Genomic DNA, 25,048 nt, shown 5'->3' with positions numbered 1-25,048 from the left:
CATTGTGGCACCTGACTTTGCTGTCTCTTTATCCGGGGGCCCCGTAATCTCCCTCCGTGGCTACGTTCCGACTCCAAGGCAGCAAAGTGCTCGCCGTCTCCATGACCGGTGACGCCGTCAAGGCGAAAAACGGCTCCATGGTCGCCTACGACGGCCAGATGGCCTTCAAGAAGATGTCCGGCGGCGGTGAGGGCCTGCGCGGCATGGTGACCCGCAGGCTCACCGGTGAGCAGATGGAGGTGATGGAGGTGAAGGGCCAGGGGACCTGCTGGTTCGCCGACCGCGCCTCCGAGATCAACCTCGTCTCGCTGCACGGCGACAAGCTCTACGTCGAGGCGAGCAATCTGCTCTGCACGGACGCGGGGCTGCGCACCGGCACGAGCTTCACCGGTCTGCGCGGCGGGGCGACCGGCAACGGCCTGTTCACCACCACGATCGAGGGCACCGGCCAGGCGGCGATCATGTCCGACGGCCCGGCGGTGGTGCTCCGCGTGACCCCGCAGTACCCGCTCTCCGTCGACCCCGGCGCGTACATCGCCCACCAGGGCAACCTCCAGCAGAGCTTCCAGTCCGGTGTGACGTTCCGCACGTTCATGGGCGAGGGCGGCGGCGAGGCGTTCCAGATCCGCTTCGAGGGCGACGGGCTCGTGTACGTCCAGCCCAGCGAGCGGAACACGATCGGGGGCGACGTCTGATGCCGTTCCGTGAGGTCAATTCCAAGGTGGTCGAGGCCCAGCTCGTCCCCGGACAGCGCATGTTCAGCCAACGCGGCGCGATGCTGGCGTACCGGGGCGAGGTCACTTTCACGCCGAACATGGCCGGCGGTCAGGGCGGCGTGATGTCGATGATCGGCCGCCGGGTGGCCGGCGAGGCGACGCCGCTGATGACGGTCGAGGGCAGCGGCACGGTGATGTTCGGGCACGGCGGCCACCACATCCAGGTGATCCAGCTGACCGGCGACACCCTGTACGTCGAGGCCGACCGGCTCCTCGCCTTCGACGGCACCCTGGAGCAGGGGACGATGTTCATGGGCTCCCAGGGCGGGGTCATGGGCATGGTGCGCGGCCAGGTGACCGGCCAGGGGCTCTTCACCACGACACTCAAGGGCCACGGCGCGGTCGCCGTGATGGCCCACGGCGGCGTGATCGAGCTGCCGATCACCCCGGGGCGCCCGGTCCATGTGGACCCGCAGGCGTACGTCGCGCACCACGGCGACGTACGGAACAAACTCTCGACCGCGCTGGGCTGGCGCGACATGGTGGGCCGGGGCTCGGGCGAGGTGTTCCAGCTGGAGCTGAGCGGCAGTGGTGCGGTGTACGTGCAGGCGTCGGAGGAGAAGCTGTGACCGGTCCCGTCGTTCTCGACCCGCACTCGCTCCCGTCCGACGACAACGTCAATCCGTACACCTTCTGCGTGGAGCTCAAGGGCTCCCAGTGGTTCCTGCAGAAGGGGAAGATGATCGCCTACTACGGGCGGATCGACTTCAACGGCATCGGCCACGGGCGCCTGGACCGGCTGGTCCGTACGTCGTTCCACTCGCCGCTGCACGCGAGCGACTGGGTGGTGGCGGAGGGCAGCGGCAAGATGCTCCTCGCCGACCGGGCCTTCGACGTGAACTCGTTCGACCTGGACGAGGGCAATCTGACGATCCGCTCGGGCAATCTGCTGGCGTACCAGCCCTCGCTTGCGCTGAAGCAGTCGATCGTGCCGGGCTTCGTGACGCTGATCGGCACGGGCAAGTTCGTGGCGGCGTCGAACGGTCCGGTGGTCTTCATGGAGCCGCCGATGCGGGTGGACCCGCAGGCGCTGGTCGGCTGGGCGGACTGCCCGTCCCCGTGCCACCACTACGACCACGGCTACATGACGGGCGTGATGGGCGGCGTCCGGGCGCTGACGGGGATCGGCGGGGTCTCGGGCGAGGAGCACCAGTTCGAGTTCGTGGGAGCGGGTACGGTACTGCTCCAGTCGACGGAGATGCTGATGCCCGAACGGGCGATCGGCCAGGCGGGCGGGCAGCCCGGCGTTCCGGGCGGCGCTCCCGGGGCGCACGGTTCCGGCCAGGGTGCGCATGGCCAGGTACCGCGCCTTCCCGGACAGCTGGGAGACCTCCAGCGGCGCTTCGGGCTGTAGCCGGTAGTCTGCGGAGTGTGACGCCCTCGAACGTCTGCACCCCCTATGTCGGGCCCGGGTGCCTGGCGTCACACTCCCTGACTTCGTCCAGTATTCAACTTCTTAGGTAGAATCCATATATGGAGACCGAGACGGCCACCCCCTGGCTCACCGACGCCGAGCAGTGCGCCTGGCGCACGTACCTGGACGTCAACCGGATGCTGACGTACCAGTTGGAGAAGGACCTCCAGCCCTTCGGCCTGACCATGAACGACTACGAGATCCTGGTGAACCTCTCCGAGTCGGCGGAACGGCGGCTGCGGATGAGCGACCTCGCCACCGCGACGCTGCAGTCCAAGAGCCGGCTGTCGCACCAGATCACCCGCATGGAGAACGCGGGGCTCGTGACCCGCGCCAACTGCGAGTCGGACCGGCGCGGGCTGTACGCGGTCCTGACGGACCACGGCATGGAGACGATGCGCAAGGTGGCGCCCCACCACGTGGAGTCCGTGCGCAAGCACTTCATCGACCGGCTGTCCCCGGAGGCCCTGGGCGACCTCCACGAGTCCCTGAAGCCGGTCGCGGCCGAACTGCGGGGACGCAGGGGCAAGCCGTAACGGCTTGACGGGCCTACCCGTCCAGGGGCAGCCGCAGCTCGAAGCAGGCGCCCCCGGACGGGTCGGCGGCCGCCACCGTGAGGTCCCCGCCGTGGCGGCGCGCCACGTCCCGGGCGATCGCCAGACCGAGACCCGCCCCGCCCTCGTCCCGCGTACGGGCGTCGTCGAGGCGGACGAACCGCTCGAAGATCCGGTCGCGCTCCGCGGCGGGCACCCCCGCGCCGTCGTCCGCGACCGCCAGGAGCGCGCACGCGCCCTCCGCGCGGACGGTCACCGTGATCCGGGACCGGGCATGGCGCTGGGCGTTGTCCAGGAGATTGGTGACGAGCCGGGCCAACTGGCCCCGGGAACCGCCCACTTCGACCCCCTCCTCGGCCTCCACCCGTACGCCGATCCGGTCACCGGACCGTTCGGCGGTCACCAACCGCACCAATTCGCCCAGGTCGATCCGCGTCCGACCGGGCCGCTCCCCCGCGTCCAGCCGGGCGAGCAGCAGCAGGTCGGCGGCGAGCTGCTGGAGGCGGACCGTGTCCTCGACCGCGCCCGGGACGTCGAGCAGCTCCGGATGCGCGGCGCCGACCTCCAGCTGGGTGCGCAGCGAGGCGATGGGGCTGCGCAGCTCGTGCGAGGCGTCGGCGACGAACCGCCGCTGCCGCTCCACGGAGGCCTCCAGGGCCGCGAGCGTCTCGTTGGTGGTGCGGGCGAGGCTCGCGACCTCGTCGCCGGTGCCCGGCTCCGGCACGCGGCGGCTCAGGTCCTCCGAGGCCGTGATGGCGGCCATCTCCCGGCGGATGTCCTCGACCGGCCGCAGGGCCCGCCGGGTCACCAGCCACGTCACGCCGCCCACGACGAGCAGCAGCACCGGCAGGCCGATGAGCATGACGGTCGCCGCGATCCGTACGGCGTCCTGCTGGGCGTCCAGGGGGGCACCCGCGTGGACGAGGACGGTCTCGCCCCGGGAGTCGATGACCTCGACCTCCGCGAAGCGGTACGCGGCCTCCTCGCCGTCCACGGTGGCCCGGCCGGTGCTGTGCCAGGTGACGTCGCCCAGTTCGCCGGTCTCGGGGTCCTCGGCGTCGGACTCGTTGTCGCGGTCCGCCCCGGGCTCCTGGACCGGGGTGACCCCGGGCACGCCCGTGCCGCTGATCTTCTCCAGGTCCTCGCTCACCGCGAGCACCCGCCCGTCCCGGTCGACCACCTGCACCGGACGGTCGGCGCCGTCGGGGAGGTCCAGCCGCCGGTACGGCGTTCCGGCGGCGATCTGCGCGCCGACCTGGCGGCCCGTGCTGTCGGCCTGGGCGTCCGCCTGGTCGGCGAGGTTGTTCCGCAAGGACAGCAGGACGGCGATGCCCGCGGCGACGAGGGCGACGGCCACGACCAGGGTCGCGCCGAGGGTGGCCTTGGCGCGGACCGAGGTGGGGCGGGGGCCGATCACCGCGCCTCCAGGCGGTAACCGGCGCCGCGCACGGTCCGGATCAGGGAGGCGCCGAGCTTGCGGCGGAGCGTGCTGACGTACACCTCGACGATGTTCGGGTCGCCCTCGTAGGCGAAGTCCCAGACGTGCTCGAGGATCTCGGCCTTCGACACCACTTCGCCGGCGCGCAGCGCGAGCTGCTCCAGGACGGCGAACTCCTTGGTGGTGAGCGGGACCTCGTCCTCGTCCAGGTGCACGCGGCGGGCGGCGGTGTCGACGCGCAGCGGGCCGAGGTCGAGGAGCGCGGAGGCGCCGTTCACGCGCCGGCGGCGCAGCAGGGCGCGGATCCTGGCCACGAGGACGACGTAGGAGAACGGTTTGGTGAGGTAGTCGTCGGCGCCCGTGTCCAGGCCCTCGGCCTCGTCGTACTCGCCGTCCTTCGCGGTCAGCATCAGGATCGGCACGTCGTCGCCTGCGGCGCGCAGCGCCGAACAGACGCGGTAGCCGTTCATGCCGGGCAGCATGATGTCGAGCACGATCAGGTCGTACGGAGCCTCGCTCGCCCGGTGCAGCCCTTCGACGCCGTCGTGGACGACGTCCACGGCGTAGCCCTCGGCGGTCAGGCCCTTGGCCAGGGAGAGGGCGAGCCGCTTCTCGTCCTCCACGATGAGCAGTCGCATGAGCACAAGGTTCGCAAACGGAACCTGAAGCCGCCTTCAGGTGGCTTCAGGGTGGCTTCAGGTCGGGTTCCGCACAGTGGTGTGCGTCGAACGAACACCCGACTTGGAGGCCCTCCATGAAGCGACGCACCACCCTCATCGCCGCCCTCACCGCGACCGCCCTCGTCTGCGGCGGAGCCGCCTCGGTCGCCCTGGCGGACGACCACGCCGACCACGCCGACCGCGACGACCGGGCGCAGGTGACGGCCGCGAAGGTGACCGCCGTCCAGGCGATCGACACCGCCCTCAAGGCCCAGCCGGGCACGGTGGTCTCGGCGGACCTCGACGCGGACGGTGACGACGACGACCGGGGCTGGGAGATCGAGATCCTCGGCCAGGGCACGACCTCGTACACGGTCCACGTGGACGCGACGACGGGCAAGGTCCTCGCGAAGGAGACCGACAAGGACGACCACCACGACGACTGACGCCCCCGCGTGGGCGGGCGTCCCGGACCCGTACCGCGCCCCGGCCCGGCGCCGGGCCGGGGCTATTCGCCCGTCAGGCCCGCCACCAGTTCGTCCGCCGCGCGGTACGGGTCCAGTTCGCCCGCCACGATGCGCTCCGCGAGCGCGTCCAGGCGGCGGTCGCCGTGCAGGTCGCCGATGCGTTCCCGCAGCGCCGTGACCGCGATCGTCTCGACCTCCCGCGCCGAGCGCGCCCGGCGGCGGTCCGCCAGGACCCCGTGCTCCTCCATCCACGCGCGGTGCTTCTCCAGCGCCTCGACGACCTCGTCGATGCCCTCGCCCCGCGCCGCGACCGTCTTCACGATCGGCGGCCGCCAGTCGCCGGGACCGCGCGCCTCGCCCAGCCCCAGCATGTGGTTCAGCTCGCGGGCCGTCGCGTCCGCGCCGTCCCGGTCCGCCTTGTTCACCACGTACACGTCGCCGATCTCCAGGATGCCCGCCTTCGCGGCCTGGATCCCGTCGCCCATGCCCGGGGCGAGCAGCACCACCGACGTGTCGGCCTGAGAGGCGATCTCCACCTCCGACTGACCGACGCCGACGGTCTCCACGAGGATCACGTCGCAGCCGGCCGCGTCCAGGACGCGGATCGCCTGCGGCGCCGACCAGGCGAGCCCGCCCAGGTGCCCGCGGGTGGCCATCGAGCGGATGTACACACCCGGGTCCGAGGCGTGCTCCGACATCCGGACCCGGTCGCCGAGCAGCGCACCGCCGCTGAACGGGGACGAGGGGTCGACGGCCAGGACGCCGACCCGCTTCCCCGCCCGCCGGTACGCCGCGACCAGCGCCGACGTCGACGTGGACTTGCCCACGCCGGGCGAACCCGTCAGGCCCACCACGTACGCGCCGCCGGTCAGCGGCGCCAGCGCCGCCATCACCTCGCGCAGCTGCGGGGACGCCCCCTCCACCAGTGAGATCAGCCGGGCCACGGCGCGCGGCCGGCCCTCCCGTGCCTGGGCGACGAGTTCGGGGACGTCCACCATGTGCAACCGCTCCTTGGTTCCGGTGCTACTTGCCGGGTACGCGAACGACCAGAGCATCGCCCTGGCCACCGCCGCCGCACAGCGCCGCCACGCCGACCCCGCCGCCGCGCCGCTTGAGCTCGAGGGCCAGGTGCAGCACCACGCGCGCGCCGGACATGCCGATGGGGTGGCCGAGCGCGATCGCGCCGCCGTTGACGTTCACCTTTTCCGGGGTCACCCCCAGGTCCTTCATTGACTGGACGGCGACCGCCGCGAAGGCCTCGTTGATCTCGATCAGGTCGATCTCCTCGATGCCCAGGCCGTCCTTCTTCAGGGCGTGCCGGATCGCGTTGGACGGCTGCGACTGCAGCGAGTTGTCCGGGCCCGCCACGTTGCCGTGGGCGCCGATCTCGGCGATCCACTCCAGGCCCAGCTCCTCGGCCTTGGCCTTGCTCATGACGACCACGGCGGCGGCGCCGTCCGAGATCTGCGAGGAGGTGCCGGCGGTGATGGTGCCGTCCTTGGCGAAGGCCGGGCGCAGCTTGCCGAGCGACTCGACGGTCGTCTCGGCGCGGATGCCCTCGTCCTTGGCGAAGACGACCGGGTCGCCCTTGCGCTGCGGGATCTCGACCGGGGTGATCTCGGCCTCGAAGATGCCGTTCTTCTGCGCGGCGGCGGCGCGCTGGTGCGAGAGCGCGGCGATCTCGTCCTGCTCGGCGCGCTGGATGCCCAGGCGGGTGTTGTGCTTCTCCGTCGACTCGCCCATGGCGATCTTCTCGAAGGGGTCGGTCAGACCGTCGTACGCCATCGCGTCGAGCATCTCGATCGCGCCGTACTTGTAGCCCTCGCGGGACTTCGGAAGGACGTGCGGGGCGTTGGTCATCGACTCCTGGCCACCGGCGACGACGATGTCGAACTCGCCCGCGCGGATGAGCTGGTCGGCGAGGGCGATGGCGTCCAGACCGGAGAGGCAGACCTTGTTGATGGTCAGCGCGGGCACGTTCATCGGGATGCCCGCCTTGACGGCGGCCTGGCGCGCGGGGATCTGGCCGGCACCCGCCTGGAGCACCTGCCCCATGATCACGTACTGCACCTGGTCGCCACCGATGCCGGCCCGGTCGAGCGCGGCCTTGATGGCGAAACCGCCCAGGTCCGCGCCGGAGAAGGAGGTGAGGGAGCCGAGCAGTCGGCCCATGGGCGTGCGGGCGCCCGCGACGATCACTGAGGTGGTACCGGTCGTTCCAGACATGAGGCACGGCCCCTTGGGATGAGGAGTGAACGAGGGTTTACCTTCAATGTACTGAGCGGTCCGGCACACGGTCACCGGGCAGTCGGTGTGACGGCGCGCACGTTGCGTAACCACCTCCGTGGCGCTGGACTGGAGGCATGCTGACGCGAATCGACCACATCGGGATCGCCTGCTTCGACCTCGACAAGACCGTGGAGTTCTACCGCGCGACCTACGGTTTCGAGGTGTTCCACTCCGAGGTGAACGAGGAGCAGGGCGTCCGCGAGGCCATGCTCAAGATCAACGACACCTCCGACGGCGGCGCCTCGTACCTCCAGCTCCTGGAGCCCACCCGGGAGGACTCCGCGGTGGGCAAGTGGCTGGCCAAGAACGGTGAGGGCGTGCACCACATCGCCTTCGGCACCGCCGACGTCGACGGCGACGCCGAGGCCATCCGCTCCAAGGGCGTCCGGGTCCTCTACGACGAGCCGCGGATCGGCTCCATGGGTTCCCGTATCACCTTCCTTCACCCCAAGGACTGCCACGGCGTACTGACCGAACTGGTCACGTCCGCCGACCCCTCCACGGCGGAGCACTGACCACCGGATTCCTGGCCCGGTAGAGTGGGCGGCTCCGGGCCGGGGCCGGTCGGGGCCGCATGCCCATGCGGCGTCGAAGTCGGGGTATCCGATCTGCCACGATTCCCCGGGGGGCCGTTCTCCGGGGAACGGTGCTCGTTGGAGTGTTGCGACCAGGGGACGGATGGACCGCGCAGTGCGGGGCTACGAACGCCAGGAGAGCCACCGAGCTGAAGACGACCATCTTTCGCGGTTCGAAGCCGAGATGGACCGGCTGAAGACCGAGCGGGAGAAGGCCGTCCAGCACGCCGAGGACCTCGGTTACCAGGTCGAGGTGTTGCGCGCCAAGCTCCACGAGGCGCGCCGCACGATCGCGTCCCGCCCCGCGTACGACAGCGCGGACATCGGCTACCAGGCCGAGCAACTGCTGCGCAACGCGCAGATCCAGGCCGAACAGCTCCGCCAGGACGCCGAGCGCGAGCTGCGCGACGCCCGCGCCCAGACCCAGCGCATCCTGCAGGAGCACGCCGAGCACCAGGCCCGGCTCCAGGCCGAGCTGCACGCCGAGGCCGTCCAGCGCCGGCAGCGCCTGGACCAGGAGCTCGCGGAGCGCCGGCAGACCGTCGAGGCGCACGTCAACGAGAACGTCGCCTGGGCCGAACAGCTGCGCGCCCGTACGGAGTCGCAGGCCCGCCGCCTCATGGAGGAGTCCCGCGCCGAGGCCGAGCAGTCGCTCGCCGCCGCCCGCGCCGAGGCCACCCGGCTCGCCGAGGAGACCCGGCAGCGCGTGGGCGCGGACGCCGAGGCGGCCCGTGCCGAGGCCGAAGCGATTCTGCTGCGCGCCCGCAAGGACGCCGAGCGCCTCCTCAACGCCGCGTCCACGCAGGCGCAGGAGGCCACCAGCCACGCCGAGCAGCTGCGTTCCACCACCACCGTCGAGACCGAGCAGGCCCGTCAGCAGGCCACCGAGCTGTCCCGCGCCGCCGAGCAGCGGATGCAGGAGGCCGAGGACCGGCTCCGCGAGGCCCGCGCCGAGGCCGAGAAGGCGCTCGCCGAGGCCAAGGAGGCGGCCGCCCGGCAGCTGTCGTCCGCGGAGTCCGTCAACGAGCAGCGCACGCGTACGGCGAAGGCGGAGATCGCCCGGCTCGTCGCCGAGGCCACCAAGGAGGCCGAGGCCCTCAAGGGCGAGGCCGAGGAGAAGCTGCGCGAGGCCACCGCCGCGGCCGAGAAGCTGGTCTCGGAGGCCTCCGACAAGGCCCGTACGGTCGCCGCCGAGGATTCGGCCGCCGCTCTCGCCAAGGCGGCCCGCACGGCCGAGGAGGTCCTGACCAAGGCCTCCGAAGCCGCCCAGGAGACCACCCGCAAGGCCTCCGAGGAGGCCGAGCGCATCCGTCGCGAGGCCGAGGCGGAGGCCGACCGGCTCCGTACTCAGGCCGAGGAGCGGGCCGACGAGTTCCTGGGCGCGGCCAAGGACGACACCAAGGAGTACCGCGCCAAGACCGTCGAGCTGCAGGAGGAGGCGCGCCGGCTGCGCGGCGAGGCCGAGCAGCTGCGGGCCGAGGCGATCGCCGAGGGCGAGCGGATCCGCGGCGAGGCCCGGCGCGAGGCCGTCGGCCAGATCGAGGAGGCGGCCAGCACCGCCGAGGAGCTGCTCACCAAGGCCCGGACCGACGCCGACGAGCTGCGCGCGAGCGCGGGTGCCGAGGGCGAGCGGGTCCGCTCCGAGGCCATGGAGCGCGCGCAGACGCTGCGTACGCAGGCCGAGGAGACGCTGGAGCGCACCCGCGCCGAGGCCGAGCGGATGCGGGCGGAGGCCGAGGAACAGGCCGAGGCGGTCAAGTCCGCGGCCGAGCGGGCCGCGAGCGAGCTGCGCGAGGACGCCGAGCGGGCCGCCCTGGCCCGTCGCGAGGAGGCGGCCGAGGAGCTCAACCGGCTGCACACCGAGGCCGAGACGCGCGTCGAGAGCGCCGAGAAGGCGCTGACCGACGCGCGCGCCGAGAGCGAGCGGCTGCGGCGCGAGGCGGCCGAGGAGACCGAGCGGCTGCGCACCGAGGCCGCCGAGCGGATCCGTACGCTCCAGGCGCAGGCCGAGCAGGAGGCCGAGCGGCTGCGCACCGAGGCCGCCTCCGACGCGTCGACCGCGCGCGCCGAGGCGGAGGCCGCGGCCGTACGGCTGCGCACGGAGGCGTCGGCGGAGGCCGAGCGGCTGAGGTCGGAGGCCCAGGAGACCGCCGACCGGGTACGCGCCGAGGCCGCGGCCGCCGCCGAGCGGGTGGCCGCCGAGGCCGCCGAGGCGCTGGCCGCCGCGCAGGAGGAGGCCAACCGGCGGCGCCGGGAGGCCGAGGAGACGCTGGAGTCGGCCCGTTCCGAGGCCGGCCGGGAGCGCGAGCACGCCCGCGAGCAGTCCGAGGAGCTGCTCGCCTCCGCCCGTAAGCGCGTGGAGGAGGCACAGACCGAGGCCCAGCGCCTGGTCGAGGAGGCGGACCGGCGGGCCACGGAGATGGTCTCGGCCGCCGAACAGACGGCCAAGGACGTACGGGACTCGGTGGCCGGCCTCCAGGAGCAGGCCGAGGAGGAGATCGCCGGGCTGCGCAGCGCCGCCGAGCACGCGGCGGAGCGCACGCGTACCGAGGCGCAGGAGGAGGCGGACCGGGTCCGCGCCGACGCGTACGAGGAGCGGGAGCGGGCGACCGAGGACGCGAACCGGGTCCGGGCGCGCGCCCAGGAGGAGACCGAGGCCGCGAAGGCGCTGGCCGAGCGGACGGTCGCGGACGCGATCGCCGAGTCGGAGAAGCTGCGCGCGGACACGGCCGAGTACGCCCAGCGGGTACGGACGGAGGCGACGGACGCGCTGGCGTCGGCCGAGCAGGACGCGGCCCGGACCCGTGCGGACGCCCGCGAGGACGCCAACCGGATCCGTTCCGAGGCGGCCGCCGAGTCCGAGCGGCTCACCGCCGAGGCGGAGGAGCTGGTCACGCTCGCCCGCGCGGAGGGCGAGCAGATCCTGGACGAGGCCCGCAAGGCCGCCGACAAGCGTCGCACGGACGCCGCCGAGCAGGCGGACACGCTCATCACGGAGGCCTCGGGCGAGGCCGAGCGGCTGACCGCCGAGGCGGAGGCGCTGCGCGCCGAGGCCGCCCAGCTGAAGACGGACGGCGAGGCGCACGCCCAGGCGCTGCGCGTCGCCGCGCTCGAAGACGGCGAGAAGGTCCTCGACGAGGCGCGCAAGGCCGCCGACAAGCGTCGCTCCGACGCCGCCGAGCAGGCCGACGCGCTCATCGCCGAGGCCACGGGCGAGGCCGACCGGATCACCGCCGAGGCGGTGGCGCTCCTGGAGTCGACCGAGCAGGACGCCCAGCGGCTGCGTACCGAGGCCGAGCAGGTCAAGGCGGCCGGCGAGGCCGAGGCGGAGGCGCTGCGGGCCGCCGCGCGCGCGGACGGCGAGCAGGTCCTCGACGAGGCCCGCAAGGCCGCCGACAAGCGCCGCGCGGACGCCGCCGAGCAGGCGGACTCGCTCATCGGCAAGGCCAGGAGCGAGGCCGAGCGGATCACGGCCGAGGCGGCCGACGAGGCGGAGCGGCTGCGGGCCGAGGGCGCGGAGAACGTGGGGCAGGCCCAGCAGGCCGCCGAGCGGATCCGCGCGGAGGCCGAGCGGGTCAAGGCGGACGCCGAGGCGGCGGCGGAGCAGATGCGCTCCGAGGCGCGCGAGGAGGCCGACCGTACGCTCGACGAGGCCCGCGAGGCCGGTGCGAAGCGCCGTTCGGACGCGGCCGAGCAGGCCGACCAGCTCATCGCGAAGGCCCAGGAGGAGGCGCTGCGCGCCACCACCGAGGCCGAGGGGCAGGCGGACACGATGGTCGGCGCGGCCCGTCAGGAGGCCGACCGGATCGTGGCCGAGGCGACGGTCGAGGGCAACTCGCTGGTGGAGAAGGCCCGTACGGACGCGGACGAGCTGTTGGTGGGCGCGCGCAGCGACGCGACGGCCATAAGGGAGCGGGCGGAGGAGCTGCGGGCCCGCATCGAGGGCGAGATCGAGGAGCTGCACGAGCGGGCGCGGCGCGAGACGGCCGAGCAGATGAAGACGGCCGGCGAGCGGGTCGACAAGCTGGTGAAGGCCGCCGAGGAGCAGCGGGCCGAGGCCGAGGCGAAGGCCAAGGAGCTGGTCTCGGACGCGAGTTCGGAGGCGAGCAAGGTACGGATCGCCGCGGTGAAGAAGGCCGAGGCGCTCCTGAAGGAGGCCGAGCAGAAGAAGGCCTCGCTCGTCGCGGAGGCGGAGAAGGTCAAGTCGGAGGCCGAGCAGGAGGCCGAGGCGATGATCTCCGAGGGGAAGCGCGAGCTCGATGTTTTGGTGCGCCGTCGCGAGGACATCAATGCCGAGATCTCCCGTGTCCAGGACGTCCTTGAAGCGTTGGAGAGTTTCGAGGCGCCGACCGCGGGGGCGAAGTCCGGCGGGGCGGGGGACGCCAAGGCAGGTGTTCCGGCGGGGGCGACACGTTCGAGTGGCAAGTCCTCCGACGGCTAGCCACTCAAAAGGCTGGACATTCTCCAGATCAAACGGGCATACGCTCGATGACACGCCGCTTCGGCCCCTAGGATTCCCCCTAACACCTCACCGGTCTCATTCGACAGGAACCCCATGAGCGACACTTCCTCCCCCTTCGGCTTCGAGCTCGTGCGGCGTGGTTACGACCGCGGTCAGGTGGACGACCGCATTACCAAGCTCGTCGCCGACCGTGACAGTGCTCTGGCCCGAATCACCTCTCTGGAAAAGCGCATCGAGGAGCTCCACCTCGAGACGCAGAACGCCCAGGCCCAGGTCACCGACGCCGAGCCGTCGTACGCCGGTCTCGGCGCGCGTGTCGAGAAGATCCTCCGCCTCGCCGAGGAGGAGGCGAAGGACCTGCGCGAGGAGGCCCGTCGCGCCGCCGAGCAGCACCGCGAGCTGGCCGAGTCTGCCGCCCAGCAGGTGCGCAACGACGCCGAGTCGTTCGCGGCCGAGCGCAAGGCGAAGGCCGAGGACGAGGGCGTTCGGATCGTCGAGAAGGCGCAGGGCGAGGCCAACTCGCTGCGCGCCGAGGCGCAGAAGGACGCGCAGTCCAAGCGCGAGGAGGCGGACGCCCTCTTCGAGGAGACCCGCGCCAAGGCCGCCCAGGCCGCCGCGGACTTCGAGACCAACCTGGCCAAGCGCCGGGAGCAGTCGGAGCGCGACCTGGCGTCGCGTCAGGCCAAGGCCGAGAAGCGTCTCGCCGAGATCGAGCACCGCGCCGAGCAGCTCCGCCTGGAGGCCGAGAAGCTGCGTACGGACGCGGAGCGCCGGGCCCGTCAGACGGTGGAGACCGCGCAGCGCCAGGCCGAGGACATCGTGGCCGACGCGAACGCCAAGGCCGACCGGATCCGCTCGGAATCGGAGCGCGAGCTCGCGGCGCTGACGAACCGCCGCGACTCGATCAACGCCCAGCTGACCAACGTCCGCGAGATGCTGGCCACGCTGACCGGTGCCGCCGTGGCGGCCGCCGGTTCCCCGATCGACGACGAGCCGGCCACCCGTGGTGTCCCGGCTCAGCAGACCCGCTGACCCCGGCTCAGCAGACCCGCTGACGCCCTTCTCGGTGACGAGTGGGCGACGCGTCTCGAAACCCTCCGTCATTCCGGTGGCGGAGGGTTTTTCGCGCCCGTAGGTTGTACGCATGATCGAGCTTGAGGGCCTGACGAAACGGTTCGGATCGAAGACGGCGGTCGACCATCTCTCGTTCCAGGTACGGCCTGGCATGATCACCGGCTTCCTCGGGCCCAACGGCGCGGGCAAGTCGACGACCATGCGGATGATGCTCGATCTGGACAACCCGACGAGCGGTACGGTCCGGATCGACGGCAAGCACTACCGGGATCTCCAGGAGCCGCTGAAGTACATCGGGGCGCTCCTCGACGCCAAGGCGATGCACGGCGGCCGCTCGGCGTACAACAATCTGCTCTGCCTCGCCCAGGCGAACCGCATTCCGCAGAGCCGGGTCGGCGAGGTCCTCGACCTGGTCGGTCTGACGTCGGTCGCGAAGAAGAAGTCGAAGGGCTTCTCCCTCGGCATGGGCCAGCGGCTGGGAATCGCCTCGGCGCTGCTGGGTGATCCCGAGATCCTGATGTTCGACGAACCCGTCAATGGTCTGGACCCCGAGGGAATTCACTGGATCCGCAATCTGATGAAGGCGCTCGCCGCCGAGGGCCGGACGATCTTCGTTTCCAGTCATCTGATGAGTGAAATGGCCCTGACGGCCGATCATCTCATCGTGATCGGGCAGGGAAAGCTGCTGGCCGACACGTCGATGGCGGATTTCATCCAGCAGAATTCGCGGAGCTACGTACGGCTGCGTTCGCCGCAGCAGGAGCGGCTGCGGGACCTCCTGCACGCGAACGGCTTCACGCCGGTCGAGGCGGGCAACGGGACGCTGGAGGTGGACGGCGCCACGACCGAGAAGCTCGGTGAACTGGCGGCCGAGCACCGGCTCGTCCTGCACGAGCTGAGCGCGCAGCGCGCCTCGCTCGAAGAAGCGTTCATGCAGATGACCGCCGGCGCGGTGGAGTACCACGCGCACGGCACGGACGTGCACGGGGCGGACGCGCCCGGCCCCCGCTGGGGCGACACCACCAAGGGAGCCTGAACGATGGCAGCGGTATCGGCGGTCCTCCAGTCGGAGTGGACCAAGATCCGGACGGTCGCGTCGACGGTCTGGACCCTGGCGAGCGCGCTCCTGGTGACGGTGGCGATGGGCGCGGCCCTGAGCGCGCTGCTGAAGTCGACCTTCAGCGATCTCTCCGAGGCCGAGCAGATGACCTTCGACCCGACCTTCGTCAGCTTCTCCGGGATGGTGCTCGGTCAGCTGGCGATGGTGGTCTTCGGCGTGCTCGTGGTCGGCACGGAGTACAGCTCGGGCATGATCCGTACCTCGCTCGCGGCCGTGCCGCAGCGGGCGACCTTCCTCTTCTCCAAGATCGCGGTGGCGGGTGCGCTCGCCCTGGGCGTCGGTCTGGTGACCAGCTTCCTGTCGTTCTTCCTGGGGCAGGCCCTCCTGGGCGAGCACCGGACGACGCTGGGCGCGGACAACGTGCTGCGGGCGGTCGTCGGCGGCGGCCTCTACATGGGGCTGATCGCGATCTTCTCGATGGGTGTGGCGACGATGCTGCGCTCCTCGATGCTCTCCCTCGGCATCCTGGTGCCGTTCTTCTTCCTGGTCTCCCAGATCCTCGCGGCGGTCCCGAAGGCCAAGGAAGTGGCGCGGTACTTCCCCGACCAGGCGGGATCCAAGATCATGCAGGTCGTCCCCGACGCCCTGAACACCGAGAAGGCGCCGTACGGGCCCTGGGGCGGGCTGGGGATCATGCTGCTCTGGGTGGCGGCCGCGTTGCTGGGTGGCTACCTGGTCATGAAGAAGAGGGACGCATAGCGCGTTCATGACGATTTCAGCTTGGCCGGAACCGTCAACCCCTGGATAAGCTCCTAGCTCATACGGGGGCCCCGGCCGTCGGCCACGGCCCCGACGACCTGACCTGTCGATGGGGCTGGAGAATGATCGAGGCAGTCGGCCTGACGAAGCGCTACGGCGCCAAGACGGCCGTGTACAACCTTTCCTTCCAGGTGAGGCCGGGCACCGTCACCGGCTTCCTCGGCCCCAACGGCTCCGGCAAGTCGACCACGATGCGCATGATCCTCGGGCTCGACCAGCCCACCTCGGGGCATGTCACGATCGGCGGCCACCCCTTCCGGCAGCTGCCGAACGCGCCCCGCCAGGTGGGCGCGCTGCTCGACGCCAAGGCCGTGCACGGCGGCCGCAGCGCCCGCAGCCATCTGCTGTCGCTCGCCCAGCTCGCCGGGATCCCGGCGCAGCGGGTCGACGAGGTCCTCGGGGTCGTCGGCCTCCAGGACGTCGCCAAGCGCCGCTCCAAGGGCTTCTCGCTGGGCATGGGGCAGCGGCTGGGCATCGCCGCCGCGTTGCTCGGCGACCCGCAGGTGCTGCTCTTCGACGAGCCGGTCAACGGTCTCGACCCCGAGGGCATCCTCTGGGTCCGTAACCTCATGAAGAAGCTCGCCGCCGAGGGCCGGACCGTCTTCGTCTCCAGCCACCTCATGAGCGAGATGGCGCTGACCGCCGACCATCTGATCGTGATCGGCCGGGGCCAGCTGCTCGCCGACATGAGCGTCAAGGACTTCATCTCGGCGAACTCCGCGGACTTCGCCCGCGTCCGCACCCCGCAGACGGAGCCGCAGCAGCGGGAGAAGCTGACGGCGGTGCTGATCGAGGCCGGCGGCCGGGTGATGTCCGAGCCGGACGGCGCGCTGCGGGTGACCGGCCTGGCACTGCACCGGATCAGCGACCTGGCGCACGACGCGGACGTACGGCTCTGGGAGCTCTCCCCGCACCAGGCCTCGCTGGAGGAGGCGTACATGCGGATGACGCAGGGCGCCGTGGACTACCGCTCCACCGAGGACCAGTTGGCGCACCTCCAGCAGCCGCAGCCGCAGCACCTCCAGCAGCCGGCCGCGCCGGTGGTGCAGGACGTACCGCAGCAGGGCTGGTACGCCCCGCCGCCGCCCGGACAGAACCCGTACGCGACGCAGGGCGAGCAGCCCGTCGAGAACGCCAAGGACGCCCGATGACCGCCCCCATCCCCACGCCTGCTCCCACCTCCGCCCCCGCGCCGTACTCGTACGTCTCGCCCATCCCGGTGCGCCGGGCGCACCTCGGGGACGCGCTCGCCTCGGAGTGGACCAAGATCCGTTCGGTGCGCTCCACGATGTGGACGCTGGGCGTGATGGTGCTGCTGATGCTGGCCATCGGTCTCAGCGTCGCGGCGGTCGTGGCCACGACCGAGGGGGCCGACGGGCCGCCCGCGACCGAGTCGGCGCTCACGCTCGGCTTCTTCGGCGTGCTCCTCGGCTCGATCTGCGTGATCACGCTCGGCGTGCTGACGATCGCCTCCGAGTACGGCACCGGCATGATCCGCACCACCCTGACCGCGTGCCCGAGCCGCGGCCGGGTGCTGACGGCCAAGTCGATCGTCTTCTTCCTGCTCGTCTTCACGATCACCACCGTCACGGCGACGGTGGTGGCCATGGCGCAGGTGGCGATGGTGCCCGCCGCCGCCGAGCCGACCTCGGCCGAGTGGCTCCGGGCGACGGTCGGTGTCGGTCTGTTCCTGGCGCTGCTCGGCCTGCTCTCGCTCGCCGTCGGAGCGATCATCCGCCACTCGGCGGGCGCGATCACGATCATGATCGGCGTCCTGCTGCTGCCGCTGGTGGCGGCCATGTTCATGTTCTCGGAGTCGCTGGCCAAGGTGCAGGAGTGGCTGCTCGACTACGCGATCCCGAGCCAGCTCATCGCGCTGTACGCGGGCAAGTCGACGGTGGGGTCGTCCGGGCCGTCGGGCTGGGACCCGGTGTGGATCATGGCGATCATCGTGGCGGCGGCGATGGGCGGGGCGTACGCCCTGCTGAACAACCGGGACGTCTGACGGATCCGGGACACCGGACCTTGGACATCGGATCCTGAACCTCGGACTTTGGATCCTGGATCTTGGATCTTGGATCTTGGATCTTGGATCCAACATCCGATCCGCCGCTAGTACTTCGGCGCGTTGCGGGACCGCTGCACCCTGGTGGTGCGGCGGTCCTTCGCGTTCCAGCAGGCCTTGTGCCAGTGCCGGCGGTCGTCCACTCCCCCGTACTCCGGCCAGGCCACCACGTGCGGCGCGCCGCCCGGGATCTCCTGGTCGCAGCCGGGGCAGCGGTACCGCTTGCCCGGGGAGCTCGCGCCGGCGACGTGCCGGACGAACCACTCCTCGCCCTGCCAGCTCTCGCTGCGCTGTGATCCGCCGTACCGGTCCCCCGGCTCACCCTGACGATCGGGCTTCTCGCCGCCATGGGGGCGGTTGCGACGCGGGGACACCTGATCACCTCACGGGGCCGGGAACACAGAACGTTCTCTCCAGCCTACGGGCCGCGACGGAGTGACCCTCCCCACCCGACGAGCGGAGTTAGCGGAAAATCGCAACAACTTCCGCCGTGGCCGTGCCTATGGCACGTGTCAGACGTTAATGCCGGGTACGAGGGGGAGGACCGCGTCGGCCGCAAGGAGGTAATAGGCGATGCGCGTGGGTACGTTTGTTCTGGCCGCCCAGTTCCCGGGCCAGGGCCAGGGCGAGGCGCTGCACCGGGCGGTGCGGACCGCCGAGGTCACGGAGGAATCGGGGCTCGACTCCGTCTGGCTGGCCGAGCACCACTTCGTTCCGTACGGAGTCTGTCCGTCGGCCGTGACGCTGGCGGCGCTGCTCCTGGGCCGCACCCGCCGGATCCGGGTCGGTACGGCGGTGAGCGTGCTGCCGACGGTCCATCCGGTCGCCCTGGGCGAGCAGGCCGCCCTGCTCCATCTCACCTCGGGAGGCCGGTTCACGCTCGGCGTGGGCAGAGGCGGGCCGTGGGTCGACCTGGAGGTGTTCGGCTCGGGCCTGAAGGCGTACGAACAGGGCTTCCCCGAATCGCTCGACCTGCTGCTGCGCTGGCTGACCGAACCCCGTGTCTCCGCCGAGGGAGAACGATTCGCCTTCCGCGAGGTGGCCGTCGTCCCCCGCTCCGGCGAGCTGATCGGCGGGGACGCGTCGCCCGAGGTCGTGATCGCCTGCACCTCCCCCAGGAGCGTCGAGCTGGCCGCCCGGCGCGGGCTGCCGATGCTGCTCGGGATGCACTGCGGCGACGAGGAGAAGGCCGAGATGGTGGCCGCGTGGGAACGTTTCTCCCGGGACGCGGGCCGCACTCCGGACGAGATCGCCCAGATCGGCGCGCACCACGTTTCCGCGGGCGTCGCCCAACTCGCCGACGGCACGCGCGAGGCGTCCGAGGCGCTGGTGAAGGCGATGCCCGGCTGGCTGAAGCAGGGCCTCGACGCCCATGTGACCGTGGACGGCCGGCACCGCTCGATGCGGGACCCCGTCGCGTACACGGAGCTGCTGTGCGGGCTGCACCCCGTGGGCACGCCACGGCTCGCGGCGGACCGGCTCGCGGCGACCTCGGAGCGTACGGGCATCACGCGCTTCGCGCTGCTCGCCGAGGGAACGGGCGACCTCGCGGCCACCGAGGAGAACGTGCGGCGGCTCGGGTCCGAGGTGCTTCCGTTGCTGGTCTGAGTCCATGGAGTCGGGTCGTGCGGGGGCTGGTGGCGATGCCGCCGCTCCGGCACCTCTCGCATCGTTCGCGTCTCCCGCGATGCGGAGCGGCGGCACCCCCCGTGCCTCAGCAGTCGCGCAGTTCCGGCGACTGGTTGAGCAGCTGGCCCCGTACGGAGGTGAAGCGGGCAAGCCGCTCGTCGACCGCGGGGTCCAGCGGGAACACCGCGACGCGGTGGCAGTTCTGGAAGGCCAGACGCACCCCGAAGTGCCGCTGCAGCGCACCACGGATGGCATCACTCGCGAGTGCACGCAACAGCTGACCACGTGCCTGCTCGTTCGGCGGCGGCGTCTGGTTGTCGGCGAACTCGCCGCCGTCGACCTTCAGCTGAGCCACCAGAGAGCTGATCATCTCCCATGCGTAGGGCAGGGAGGTCCGGACGCAGTCGACGAAGTCGGCTTCGTCGACCTCGCCTCGCTCGGCCTGTTCCAACAGCGCCGGTGAGACGTCGAGCGACATGGGTTCTCCTCTCGCGACCCCGACGGGCGGGGTCTTACGGGCAGGGATGAAGGACCCCCGTGCGACACGCTGCGTGCACGGACGGCGACCTCCTGCTTCCACGGTAAGCGCGCAGTCCGGAGCGCACCAGGAGATTGGGAGCACAACCGGCCAATAAGTGACCCTCGTACAGCGGGCGTTAAGAGCCGAATCGCGCGGAAGAGCGTGTGTCTTGTAGCGTTGCCGACCATGCGTCTCGTCATCGCCCGCTGTTCCGTGGACTACGCGGGCCGGCTCACGGCCCACCTGCCCTCCGCTCCCCGTCTGATCCTGGTCAAGGCAGACGGCAGCGTCTCCATCCACGCGGACGACCGGGCGTACAAACCGCTCAACTGGATGTCGCCGCCCTGCACCCTCAAGGAAGGGGTCGACGGGGAGGCCGGCATCTGGACCGTGGTGAACAAAGCGGGCGAGAAACTGATCATCACGATGGAGGAGATCCTCCACGACTCCTCGCACGAGCTGGGCGTGGACCCGGGCCTCATCAAGGACGGCGTGGAAGCGCACCTCCAGGAGCTGCTCGCGGACCGCATCGAGACCCTCGGCGAGGGCCACACCCTGATCCGCCGCGAGTATCCGACCGCGATCGGCCCGGTGGACATCCTGTGCCGCAACGCCGACGGGGCGACGGTCGCCGTGGAGATCAAGCGGCGCGGTGAGATCGACGGCGTGGAGCAGCTGACCCGCTATCTGGAGCTGCTCAACCGCGACCCGCACCTCGCGCCGGTGAAGGGCGTCTTCGCGGCCCAGGAGATCAAGCCCCAGGCGCGGGTGCTCGCGACGGACCGCGGCATCGACTGCGTGGTGCTCGACTACGACGCGCTGCGCGGCATCGAGGACGACAAGCTGCGGCTGTTCTGACCTCGGTCGTCACGTCTACGGCCCCGGGCGCGAGAAGCGCCCGGGGCCGTCGTGTGTTCCGCCGCGGAAGGTCAGGCCGTGCTGCCGGTCGGGCTGGTGTCGCCGGAGGCGGAGTTGCTGGCGGGCGGCTGGGTCGTGTCGGTGGGGGCCGGCGTCGTCGTGGGCGGGGTCGTCGGCGGCGTGGTCGACGGTGTCGGCGGCGTGGTCGACGGCTTCGGGGACGTTGTCCGCGTCGGGCTCGTCGTCGGACGCGGCGGGGGCGTGATCGACGGGCGGCCCGTCTCCGTGGGCGCGGTCGTCGGCCTGCCGGAGGTCGGGGTGGACGGGGCGCCCGAGGTGGCGGGCGTGCCCGAGCTCGCGGAGCCGGACGGCGTGGGCGAGGCGCTGCCCGAGGGGCTGCTCGTCGCGCCGTCGGTCGGCTCGTCGGTGTCCAGGACGGTGTCGCCGGTCTCCTCCTCGGCCGTGTGGTCGGAGGTGACGCGACCGGTGCCCGGGTCCTCGGCGTCGCCGGAGGTGGCTCCGATGACCACGACGGTGCCGAGCACGGCGGCCAGGAGCGCTCCCGTGCTGACCGCGACGAGGTTGCGGCGGGCCCCGGCGATGATGCCGGCGCGGCGGCCCGGCTTCGTACCGCCGCCGCTCGTCGGGGTGTCCGGGCGGCTGATGAGGGTCGGGCCCTCGTCGGCGAACTCCGGGAACGCCGTGAAGGCGGTGGCGGCCGTGGCGGCGGGGGCGGCCGGGGACGGTGTGGCGTCCGGTCGGGAGACCGCCGGGAGGATGGCCTTCGGGATGCCGCGCGGCGGGGAGACGGGCTCCTCGTCGCGCGCGGCGGCCGGGTCGGCGTCGCCGTGCGGCGCGGCGCCGGCGCGGTCGGCGACCAGGGCGAGCGCCCGGCGGCCGGCGACGGTGCCGCGCTTGTCGGCGAGGACGCCGCGCATGCCGATCGACGCCTCCAGTTCGGCGCGGGCCCGCTGAAGGTTCCCGGCGCAGAGTGCGAGGACGCCCAACTCGTGGTGGAAGTACGCCTCTTCGGCGACGTCCCCGGCCAGCCGGGCGGCCTCCTGGCCGCCGCGCAGGACCCGCTCCCAGGCACCCCAGTGGAGTCCGGCGGCGAAGGCGGGCGCGGCGCTGCGGGCGAGCAGGACGGCGCCGGCGGGGTGTTCGTCGCTCGTGCCGGGCACGAGCGCGGCCATGGCGGCCAGGACGGCGTCGGCCTCGGCGGCGGCGCGGGCGGGGGTGACGGAGGGGTGCCCGGCCCACCAGGCGTAGTGCTGGGCGACGGTGTGGGCGCGGGCGGTGGCGTCCTCGTCGTAGCCCTGGGCGAGGAGCTGCGTGAGGACTCCGGCGGCCAGGCGGTAGCGGGTACCGACCGGGGAGAGCAGTCCGCAGGCCCGGAGTTCGCCGAGGGCGGCGTCCGCGTGGGTGTCGCCGACGAGCGCGGGCAGGTGGGCCTGGTGCGGCACCTCGCCGCCGAGGGCGACGGCGAACCGCAGGGTGTCCTGGGCGGAGCGGCTGAGCCGGGAGGCGAGCAGGGCGGCGGGGGCGGCGCCCTCGCCCAGGCTCGGCAGCGGTATGTCACGCAGTTCGATCTCGGCGGGGTCCGGCTGGGGCGCGGCGGGGGCGGCGGCCGGGCCGAAGGCGTCGTCGAGGGCGCCGAAGGCGTCGAACTCGGCGGGGACGGTGTCCTCCTGGGCGGCCGCCCCGAACGCGTCGAACTCGGCCGGGGTGACCCGGAGCCGGTCGCGCTGCCGGAGCAGGGCGCCCGCCTGGACGAAGCGCAGCGGCAGGCCCTCGGACTCGAACCAGAGGTCGCCCGCCCAGTTGGCCTCGTCGTCGGTGAGCGGCCGGTCGACGACGCGCTCAAGGAGTTCGAGGGAGGCGGCGCGGCCGAGACCGGCGAGCGCGACGTCTTCGATGTGGGCGTCGGCCGAGGGGGCCTGGACGTCGGGGGTGGCGGCGAGCAGGAAGGCGCACTCGGGCGCGCCGGCGAGGAGCTCGTCCAGGGGCGCGCCGCCGAACTCCAGGTCGTCGACGAGGACGACGGCGCCGATGTCGCGGACCAGGTCGAGCAGGCCCGGGCGGTCGGGGCGGTGGTCGGGGGCGTGCAGGACGGCGCCGAGGAGTTCGTACAGCAGCTCGGTGGGGGTCCGGTGGTGGCCGGAGAGGCGGACGACGCCGTCGGGCGCGAGGTCGGCGCAGTCGGCGGCGACCGCGTCGAGGAGGGCGGTGCGGCCGGAGCCGGCGGGGCCGGTGAGCCGGACGGAGCGGCCGCGCGAGAGGAGTTGGACGAGGCGCTCGTGCTCCTCCTGCCGTTCGAGCAGCGGCAGCCGGGGGGCGGCGGGTCCCGCCGGTACGGGCGGAGTGGCCGCGCGGGCGGCCTCGGCGCGCTCCTGGGCGGTGCGGCGGCGGGGCGGCGCGGGCTGCTCGCCGGGCGGGCAGACCTCGATCTCGCTGCCGTCGACGGGGTTGACGGTGAGCAGCAGGTCGCCGGAGACGACGCGGGCGGTGCGGACGCGGGCGGGTGTGGCGACCGGTCCGCGGTCGGCGGCGGGGCCGCCGCGTCCGTCGCGGACGTCGTCGCCCTCGGTGTCGTGGCCGAAGTCTTCCGGCCCCCGGTTCATCGGGTCCATGGTCAAAGCCCCCCAAAAGCGGTGCGTGCGGAAGCCCCTCCGGCCGATCTGCACGCTCGCGGTCGCTTCTGGTCCGGTGCCCGCCGGGTGGGTTCGTCAATGGGCGGGCGACCGAACCCTAGACCTTCTTCGAGAATCCGGGAACAGCCGGGGTGCTGCCCCGACCCAGACGTCACGGTCCGTCGAGGATTGGGGCAGTCGCCGGTTTCGCACAGCAGCTTCACAACCGGGACGGCCAGGATTCATACGACCGGAGGCGTACGTTCCGGAGTCGTGCGGCCCGAATGCTACCGGCTCGGAGTCGTACGTTCCGGAGTCGTACGGCGCGGAGCCGTACAGACCGGAGCCGTACCTGCCTGAGCCGTGCGGACCGAAGTCACACCCGCGGCAGCGACTCCGCGGCGAGGCCGCCCTCGATCGCGAGGATCCGGTGCAGCCGGGTCGCCACGAGGAGGCGCTGCATCTGGGGCGGCACCCCGCGCAGCACGAGCCGCCGCCCGCAGCGGCCCGCCCGGCGGTGTGCGCCCATGATGACCCCGAGTCCGGTGGCGTCCCAGGAGTCGAGACCGGTCAGGTCGAGCACGAGGTCGCCGACTCCGTCGTCGACGGCCGAGTGCAGGACCGTACGGGCGTCCGCCGCGCTGCGGACGTCGAGGCGGCCCCCGACGACCAGCTCGACATGATCGCCCCTGATGTGCATACACGCTCCCCGGGAGTGCTCCGTCTTTGCAACAACTGACTGCCCTTGGCGCAGAAGCGTTGCGCCTTGTAAGCGAACTGATACCGAATTCACCCCATGGGGTGATGGCCGAGCGGCCGTCGGCGATCAGTACTCGTAGAAGCCCTGCCCGCTCTTACGGCCGATGTCACCGGCGTCCACCATCCGGCGCATCAGCTCCGGCGGCGCGAACTTCTCGTCCTGCGACTCCGTGTAGATGTTGGAGGTGGCGTTCACGAGGATGTCGATGCCGGTGAGGTCCGCGGTGGAGAGCGGCCCCATGGCGTGGCCGAAGCCCAGCTTGCAGGCGATGTCGATGTCCTCGGCGGTGGCGACGCCCGACTCGTAGAGCTTGGCGGCCTCGACGACCAGCGCGGAGATGAGGCGGGTGGTGACGAAGCCGGCGACGTCTCGGTTGACGACGATGCAGGTCTTGCCGACCGACTCGGCGAACTCCCGCGCGGCGGCGAGGGTGGCGTCGCTGGTCTTGTAGCCGCGGACGAGCTCGCAGAGCTGCATCATCGGGACCGGCGAGAAGAAGTGGGTGCCGACCACGGCCTCCGGACGCTCCGTCACCGCGGCGATCTTGGTGATCGGGATGGCGGAGGTGTTGGAGGCGAGGACCGCGCCGTCCTTGGCGACCTTGTCGAGGGAGCGGAAGATCTCGTGCTTGACCTCAAGCTTCTCGAAGACGGCCTCCACGACCACGTCGGCGTCGGCCACCGCTTCGAGTTCGGTGGTGGAGGTGATCCGGCCGAGGGCTGCCTCGGCCTCGTCGGCGGTCAGCTTGCCCTTGGCGACGAACCGGTCGTACGACGCCTTGATGCCGTCGGTGCCGCGGGTCAGTGCGGCGTCGGTGACGTCGCGCAGGACGACCTCCCAGCCCGCCTGGGCCGAGACCTGCGCGATTCCCGACCCCATGAGTCCGGCTCCGATGACGGCGAGCTTCCTGGCCACGTCTTCCACCCCTCCACGCCTGTTCATGTCTGGCTCTCCGGCGGAGATTAGCGGTCGCGGGGCGCGAAGTGACCGCGAAGTAAC

General features: G+C 71.9%; 23 protein-coding genes and 1 pseudogene. 14 read left to right on the top strand and 10 right to left on the bottom strand.

Annotated elements, in window-relative coordinates; all coding sequences use genetic code 11:
- The first annotated feature begins 56 nt into the window (after positions 1-56).
- The 4 genes from ACWF79_RS17345 to ACWF79_RS17330 all read left to right on the top strand — a co-directional run bounded on the left by ACWF79_RS17345 (position 57) and on the right by ACWF79_RS17330 (position 2,726).
- Entirely contained in the window at positions 57-695 is a 639-nt protein-coding gene (locus ACWF79_RS17345) for an AIM24 family protein (protein ID WP_453728943.1), read from the top strand.
- Positions 695-1,345, top strand: coding sequence for an AIM24 family protein (locus ACWF79_RS17340; protein WP_453728942.1), 651 nt, complete (start codon positions 695-697; stop codon positions 1,343-1,345). The genes ACWF79_RS17345 and ACWF79_RS17340 overlap by 1 nt, the downstream gene beginning before the upstream one ends.
- On the top strand, positions 1,342-2,130 hold the full coding sequence (locus ACWF79_RS17335; RefSeq protein WP_453728941.1) for an AIM24 family protein: 789 nt from the start codon (positions 1,342-1,344) through the stop codon (positions 2,128-2,130). Before ACWF79_RS17340 ends, ACWF79_RS17335 begins: the two co-directional genes overlap by 4 nt.
- 119 nt (positions 2,131-2,249) lie before the next feature.
- Positions 2,250-2,726: a MarR family winged helix-turn-helix transcriptional regulator gene (locus ACWF79_RS17330; RefSeq protein WP_453728940.1), complete on the top strand. Its 477-nt coding sequence runs from the start codon at positions 2,250-2,252 to the stop codon at positions 2,724-2,726.
- Positions 2,727-2,739: 13 nt separating this feature from the next.
- On the opposite strand, the gene ACWF79_RS17325 is transcribed toward ACWF79_RS17330, so the two are convergent.
- Both ACWF79_RS17325 and ACWF79_RS17320 read right to left on the bottom strand, forming a co-directional pair.
- On the bottom strand, positions 2,740-4,158 hold the full coding sequence (locus ACWF79_RS17325) for an ATP-binding protein (RefSeq protein WP_453728969.1): 1,419 nt from the start codon (positions 4,156-4,158) through the stop codon (positions 2,740-2,742).
- The gene (locus tag ACWF79_RS17320) at positions 4,158-4,820 is read right to left on the bottom strand and encodes a response regulator transcription factor (RefSeq protein ID WP_453728939.1); all 663 of its coding nucleotides are present in this window, start codon (positions 4,818-4,820) and stop codon (positions 4,158-4,160) included. The genes ACWF79_RS17325 and ACWF79_RS17320 overlap by 1 nt, the downstream gene beginning before the upstream one ends.
- Before the next feature lie 116 nt (positions 4,821-4,936).
- Here ACWF79_RS17320 and ACWF79_RS17315 point away from each other — a divergent pair, with 116 nt between their 5' ends.
- Complete coding sequence (locus ACWF79_RS17315) at positions 4,937-5,287, top strand: PepSY domain-containing protein (protein ID WP_453728938.1); 351 nt, start codon at positions 4,937-4,939, stop codon at positions 5,285-5,287.
- A 62-nt stretch (positions 5,288-5,349) separates the two neighbouring features.
- Here the strand turns inward: ACWF79_RS17315 and meaB are convergent, their stop codons facing one another.
- The gene (gene meaB, locus ACWF79_RS17310; protein WP_453728937.1) at positions 5,350-6,306 is read right to left on the bottom strand and encodes a methylmalonyl Co-A mutase-associated GTPase MeaB; all 957 of its coding nucleotides are present in this window, start codon (positions 6,304-6,306) and stop codon (positions 5,350-5,352) included.
- Between the two features lie 25 nt (positions 6,307-6,331).
- Entirely contained in the window at positions 6,332-7,534 is a 1,203-nt protein-coding gene (locus ACWF79_RS17305; protein WP_453728936.1) for an acetyl-CoA C-acetyltransferase, read from the bottom strand.
- Positions 7,535-7,671: 137 nt separating this feature from the next.
- Here ACWF79_RS17305 and mce point away from each other — a divergent pair, with 137 nt between their 5' ends.
- From mce to ACWF79_RS17270, 7 genes are all read left to right on the top strand, one after another.
- Positions 7,672-8,112: a methylmalonyl-CoA epimerase gene (gene mce / locus ACWF79_RS17300; RefSeq protein ID WP_453728935.1), complete on the top strand. Its 441-nt coding sequence runs from the start codon at positions 7,672-7,674 to the stop codon at positions 8,110-8,112.
- A gap of 175 nt (positions 8,113-8,287) precedes the next feature.
- Positions 8,288-12,613, top strand: a complete 4,326-nt coding sequence (gene scy / locus ACWF79_RS17295) for a polarized growth protein Scy (RefSeq protein ID WP_453728968.1) — start codon at positions 8,288-8,290, stop codon at positions 12,611-12,613.
- Between the two features lie 114 nt (positions 12,614-12,727).
- Entirely contained in the window at positions 12,728-13,666 is a 939-nt protein-coding gene (locus ACWF79_RS17290; RefSeq protein WP_158990544.1) for a coiled-coil domain-containing protein, read from the top strand.
- A gap of 112 nt (positions 13,667-13,778) precedes the next feature.
- Complete coding sequence (locus ACWF79_RS17285) at positions 13,779-14,744, top strand: ABC transporter ATP-binding protein (RefSeq protein WP_453728934.1); 966 nt, start codon at positions 13,779-13,781, stop codon at positions 14,742-14,744.
- A gap of 3 nt (positions 14,745-14,747) precedes the next feature.
- Positions 14,748-15,527 carry an ABC transporter permease gene (locus tag ACWF79_RS17280; protein ID WP_453728933.1) on the top strand — a complete coding sequence of 260 codons (780 nt, stop codon included), beginning with the start codon at positions 14,748-14,750 and terminating at the stop codon, positions 15,525-15,527.
- A gap of 122 nt (positions 15,528-15,649) precedes the next feature.
- The gene (locus tag ACWF79_RS17275; protein ID WP_453728932.1) at positions 15,650-16,738 is read left to right on the top strand and encodes an ABC transporter ATP-binding protein; all 1,089 of its coding nucleotides are present in this window, start codon (positions 15,650-15,652) and stop codon (positions 16,736-16,738) included.
- Complete coding sequence (locus ACWF79_RS17270) at positions 16,735-17,592, top strand: ABC transporter permease subunit (protein WP_453728931.1); 858 nt, start codon at positions 16,735-16,737, stop codon at positions 17,590-17,592. Before ACWF79_RS17275 ends, ACWF79_RS17270 begins: the two co-directional genes overlap by 4 nt.
- Before the next feature lie 107 nt (positions 17,593-17,699).
- On the opposite strand, the gene ACWF79_RS17265 is transcribed toward ACWF79_RS17270, so the two are convergent.
- Positions 17,700-18,026, bottom strand: a complete 327-nt coding sequence (locus ACWF79_RS17265) for an ATP/GTP-binding protein (RefSeq protein WP_453728930.1) — start codon at positions 18,024-18,026, stop codon at positions 17,700-17,702.
- A gap of 199 nt (positions 18,027-18,225) precedes the next feature.
- Here ACWF79_RS17265 and ACWF79_RS17260 point away from each other — a divergent pair, with 199 nt between their 5' ends.
- Positions 18,226-19,260: an LLM class flavin-dependent oxidoreductase gene (locus ACWF79_RS17260; RefSeq protein ID WP_453728929.1), complete on the top strand. Its 1,035-nt coding sequence runs from the start codon at positions 18,226-18,228 to the stop codon at positions 19,258-19,260.
- Between the two features lie 106 nt (positions 19,261-19,366).
- On the opposite strand, the gene ACWF79_RS17255 is transcribed toward ACWF79_RS17260, so the two are convergent.
- Positions 19,367-19,759: an SCO5389 family protein gene (locus ACWF79_RS17255; RefSeq protein ID WP_017236120.1), complete on the bottom strand. Its 393-nt coding sequence runs from the start codon at positions 19,757-19,759 to the stop codon at positions 19,367-19,369.
- Positions 19,760-19,987: 228 nt separating this feature from the next.
- On the opposite strand from ACWF79_RS17255, the gene nucS reads away from it, so the two are divergent.
- The gene (gene nucS / locus ACWF79_RS17250) at positions 19,988-20,659 is read left to right on the top strand and encodes an endonuclease NucS (protein ID WP_453728928.1); all 672 of its coding nucleotides are present in this window, start codon (positions 19,988-19,990) and stop codon (positions 20,657-20,659) included.
- A gap of 71 nt (positions 20,660-20,730) precedes the next feature.
- Here the strand turns inward: nucS and ACWF79_RS17245 are convergent, their stop codons facing one another.
- From ACWF79_RS17245 to ACWF79_RS17230, 4 genes and pseudogenes are all read right to left on the bottom strand, one after another.
- Entirely contained in the window at positions 20,731-23,289 is a 2,559-nt protein-coding gene (locus ACWF79_RS17245) for an ATP-binding protein (protein WP_453728927.1), read from the bottom strand.
- Positions 23,290-23,509: 220 nt separating this feature from the next.
- Positions 23,510-23,644 (bottom strand): annotated as a pseudogene (locus ACWF79_RS17240) (hypothetical protein); the annotation flags it as partial.
- 21 nt (positions 23,645-23,665) lie between these two features.
- Complete coding sequence (locus tag ACWF79_RS17235) at positions 23,666-23,989, bottom strand: STAS domain-containing protein (protein ID WP_024761898.1); 324 nt, start codon at positions 23,987-23,989, stop codon at positions 23,666-23,668.
- Between the two features lie 126 nt (positions 23,990-24,115).
- A complete protein-coding gene (locus tag ACWF79_RS17230) occupies positions 24,116-24,964 on the bottom strand; it encodes a 3-hydroxyacyl-CoA dehydrogenase family protein (RefSeq protein WP_453728926.1) in 849 nt (282 codons plus the stop codon).
- Positions 24,965-25,048: the final 84 nt, after the last annotated feature.

It is taken from the genome of Streptomyces sp. NPDC054975, from assembly GCF_053609105.1.
Note: the sequence above shows the minus strand (reverse complement) of the source record. Positions and strands in the feature narration are given on the sequence as shown.

Bases quoted from the DNA above. Each gene is read 5' to 3' on its own strand.
- ACWF79_RS17340 (WP_453728942.1), top strand. From the start codon at position 695: ATGCCGTTCCGTGAGGTCAATTCCAAGGTGGTCGAGGCCCAGCTCGTC.
- ACWF79_RS17330 (WP_453728940.1), top strand. From the start codon at position 2,250: ATGGAGACCGAGACGGCCACCCCCTGGCTCACCGACGCCGAGCAGTGC.
- ACWF79_RS17320 (WP_453728939.1), bottom strand. From the start codon at position 4,820: ATGCGACTGCTCATCGTGGAGGACGAGAAGCGGCTCGCCCTCTCCCTG.
- ACWF79_RS17315 (WP_453728938.1), top strand. From the start codon at position 4,937: ATGAAGCGACGCACCACCCTCATCGCCGCCCTCACCGCGACCGCCCTC.
- meaB (WP_453728937.1), bottom strand. From the start codon at position 6,306: ATGGTGGACGTCCCCGAACTCGTCGCCCAGGCACGGGAGGGCCGGCCG.
- ACWF79_RS17305 (WP_453728936.1), bottom strand. From the start codon at position 7,534: ATGTCTGGAACGACCGGTACCACCTCAGTGATCGTCGCGGGCGCCCGC.
- mce (WP_453728935.1), top strand. From the start codon at position 7,672: ATGCTGACGCGAATCGACCACATCGGGATCGCCTGCTTCGACCTCGAC.
- ACWF79_RS17290 (WP_158990544.1), top strand. From the start codon at position 12,728: ATGAGCGACACTTCCTCCCCCTTCGGCTTCGAGCTCGTGCGGCGTGGT.
- ACWF79_RS17285 (WP_453728934.1), top strand. From the start codon at position 13,779: ATGATCGAGCTTGAGGGCCTGACGAAACGGTTCGGATCGAAGACGGCG.
- ACWF79_RS17280 (WP_453728933.1), top strand. From the start codon at position 14,748: ATGGCAGCGGTATCGGCGGTCCTCCAGTCGGAGTGGACCAAGATCCGG.
- ACWF79_RS17275 (WP_453728932.1), top strand. From the start codon at position 15,650: ATGATCGAGGCAGTCGGCCTGACGAAGCGCTACGGCGCCAAGACGGCC.
- ACWF79_RS17270 (WP_453728931.1), top strand. From the start codon at position 16,735: ATGACCGCCCCCATCCCCACGCCTGCTCCCACCTCCGCCCCCGCGCCG.
- ACWF79_RS17260 (WP_453728929.1), top strand. From the start codon at position 18,226: ATGCGCGTGGGTACGTTTGTTCTGGCCGCCCAGTTCCCGGGCCAGGGC.
- ACWF79_RS17255 (WP_017236120.1), bottom strand. From the start codon at position 19,759: ATGTCGCTCGACGTCTCACCGGCGCTGTTGGAACAGGCCGAGCGAGGC.
- nucS (WP_453728928.1), top strand. From the start codon at position 19,988: ATGCGTCTCGTCATCGCCCGCTGTTCCGTGGACTACGCGGGCCGGCTC.
- ACWF79_RS17245 (WP_453728927.1), bottom strand. From the start codon at position 23,289: ATGGACCCGATGAACCGGGGGCCGGAAGACTTCGGCCACGACACCGAG.
- ACWF79_RS17235 (WP_024761898.1), bottom strand. From the start codon at position 23,989: ATGCACATCAGGGGCGATCATGTCGAGCTGGTCGTCGGGGGCCGCCTC.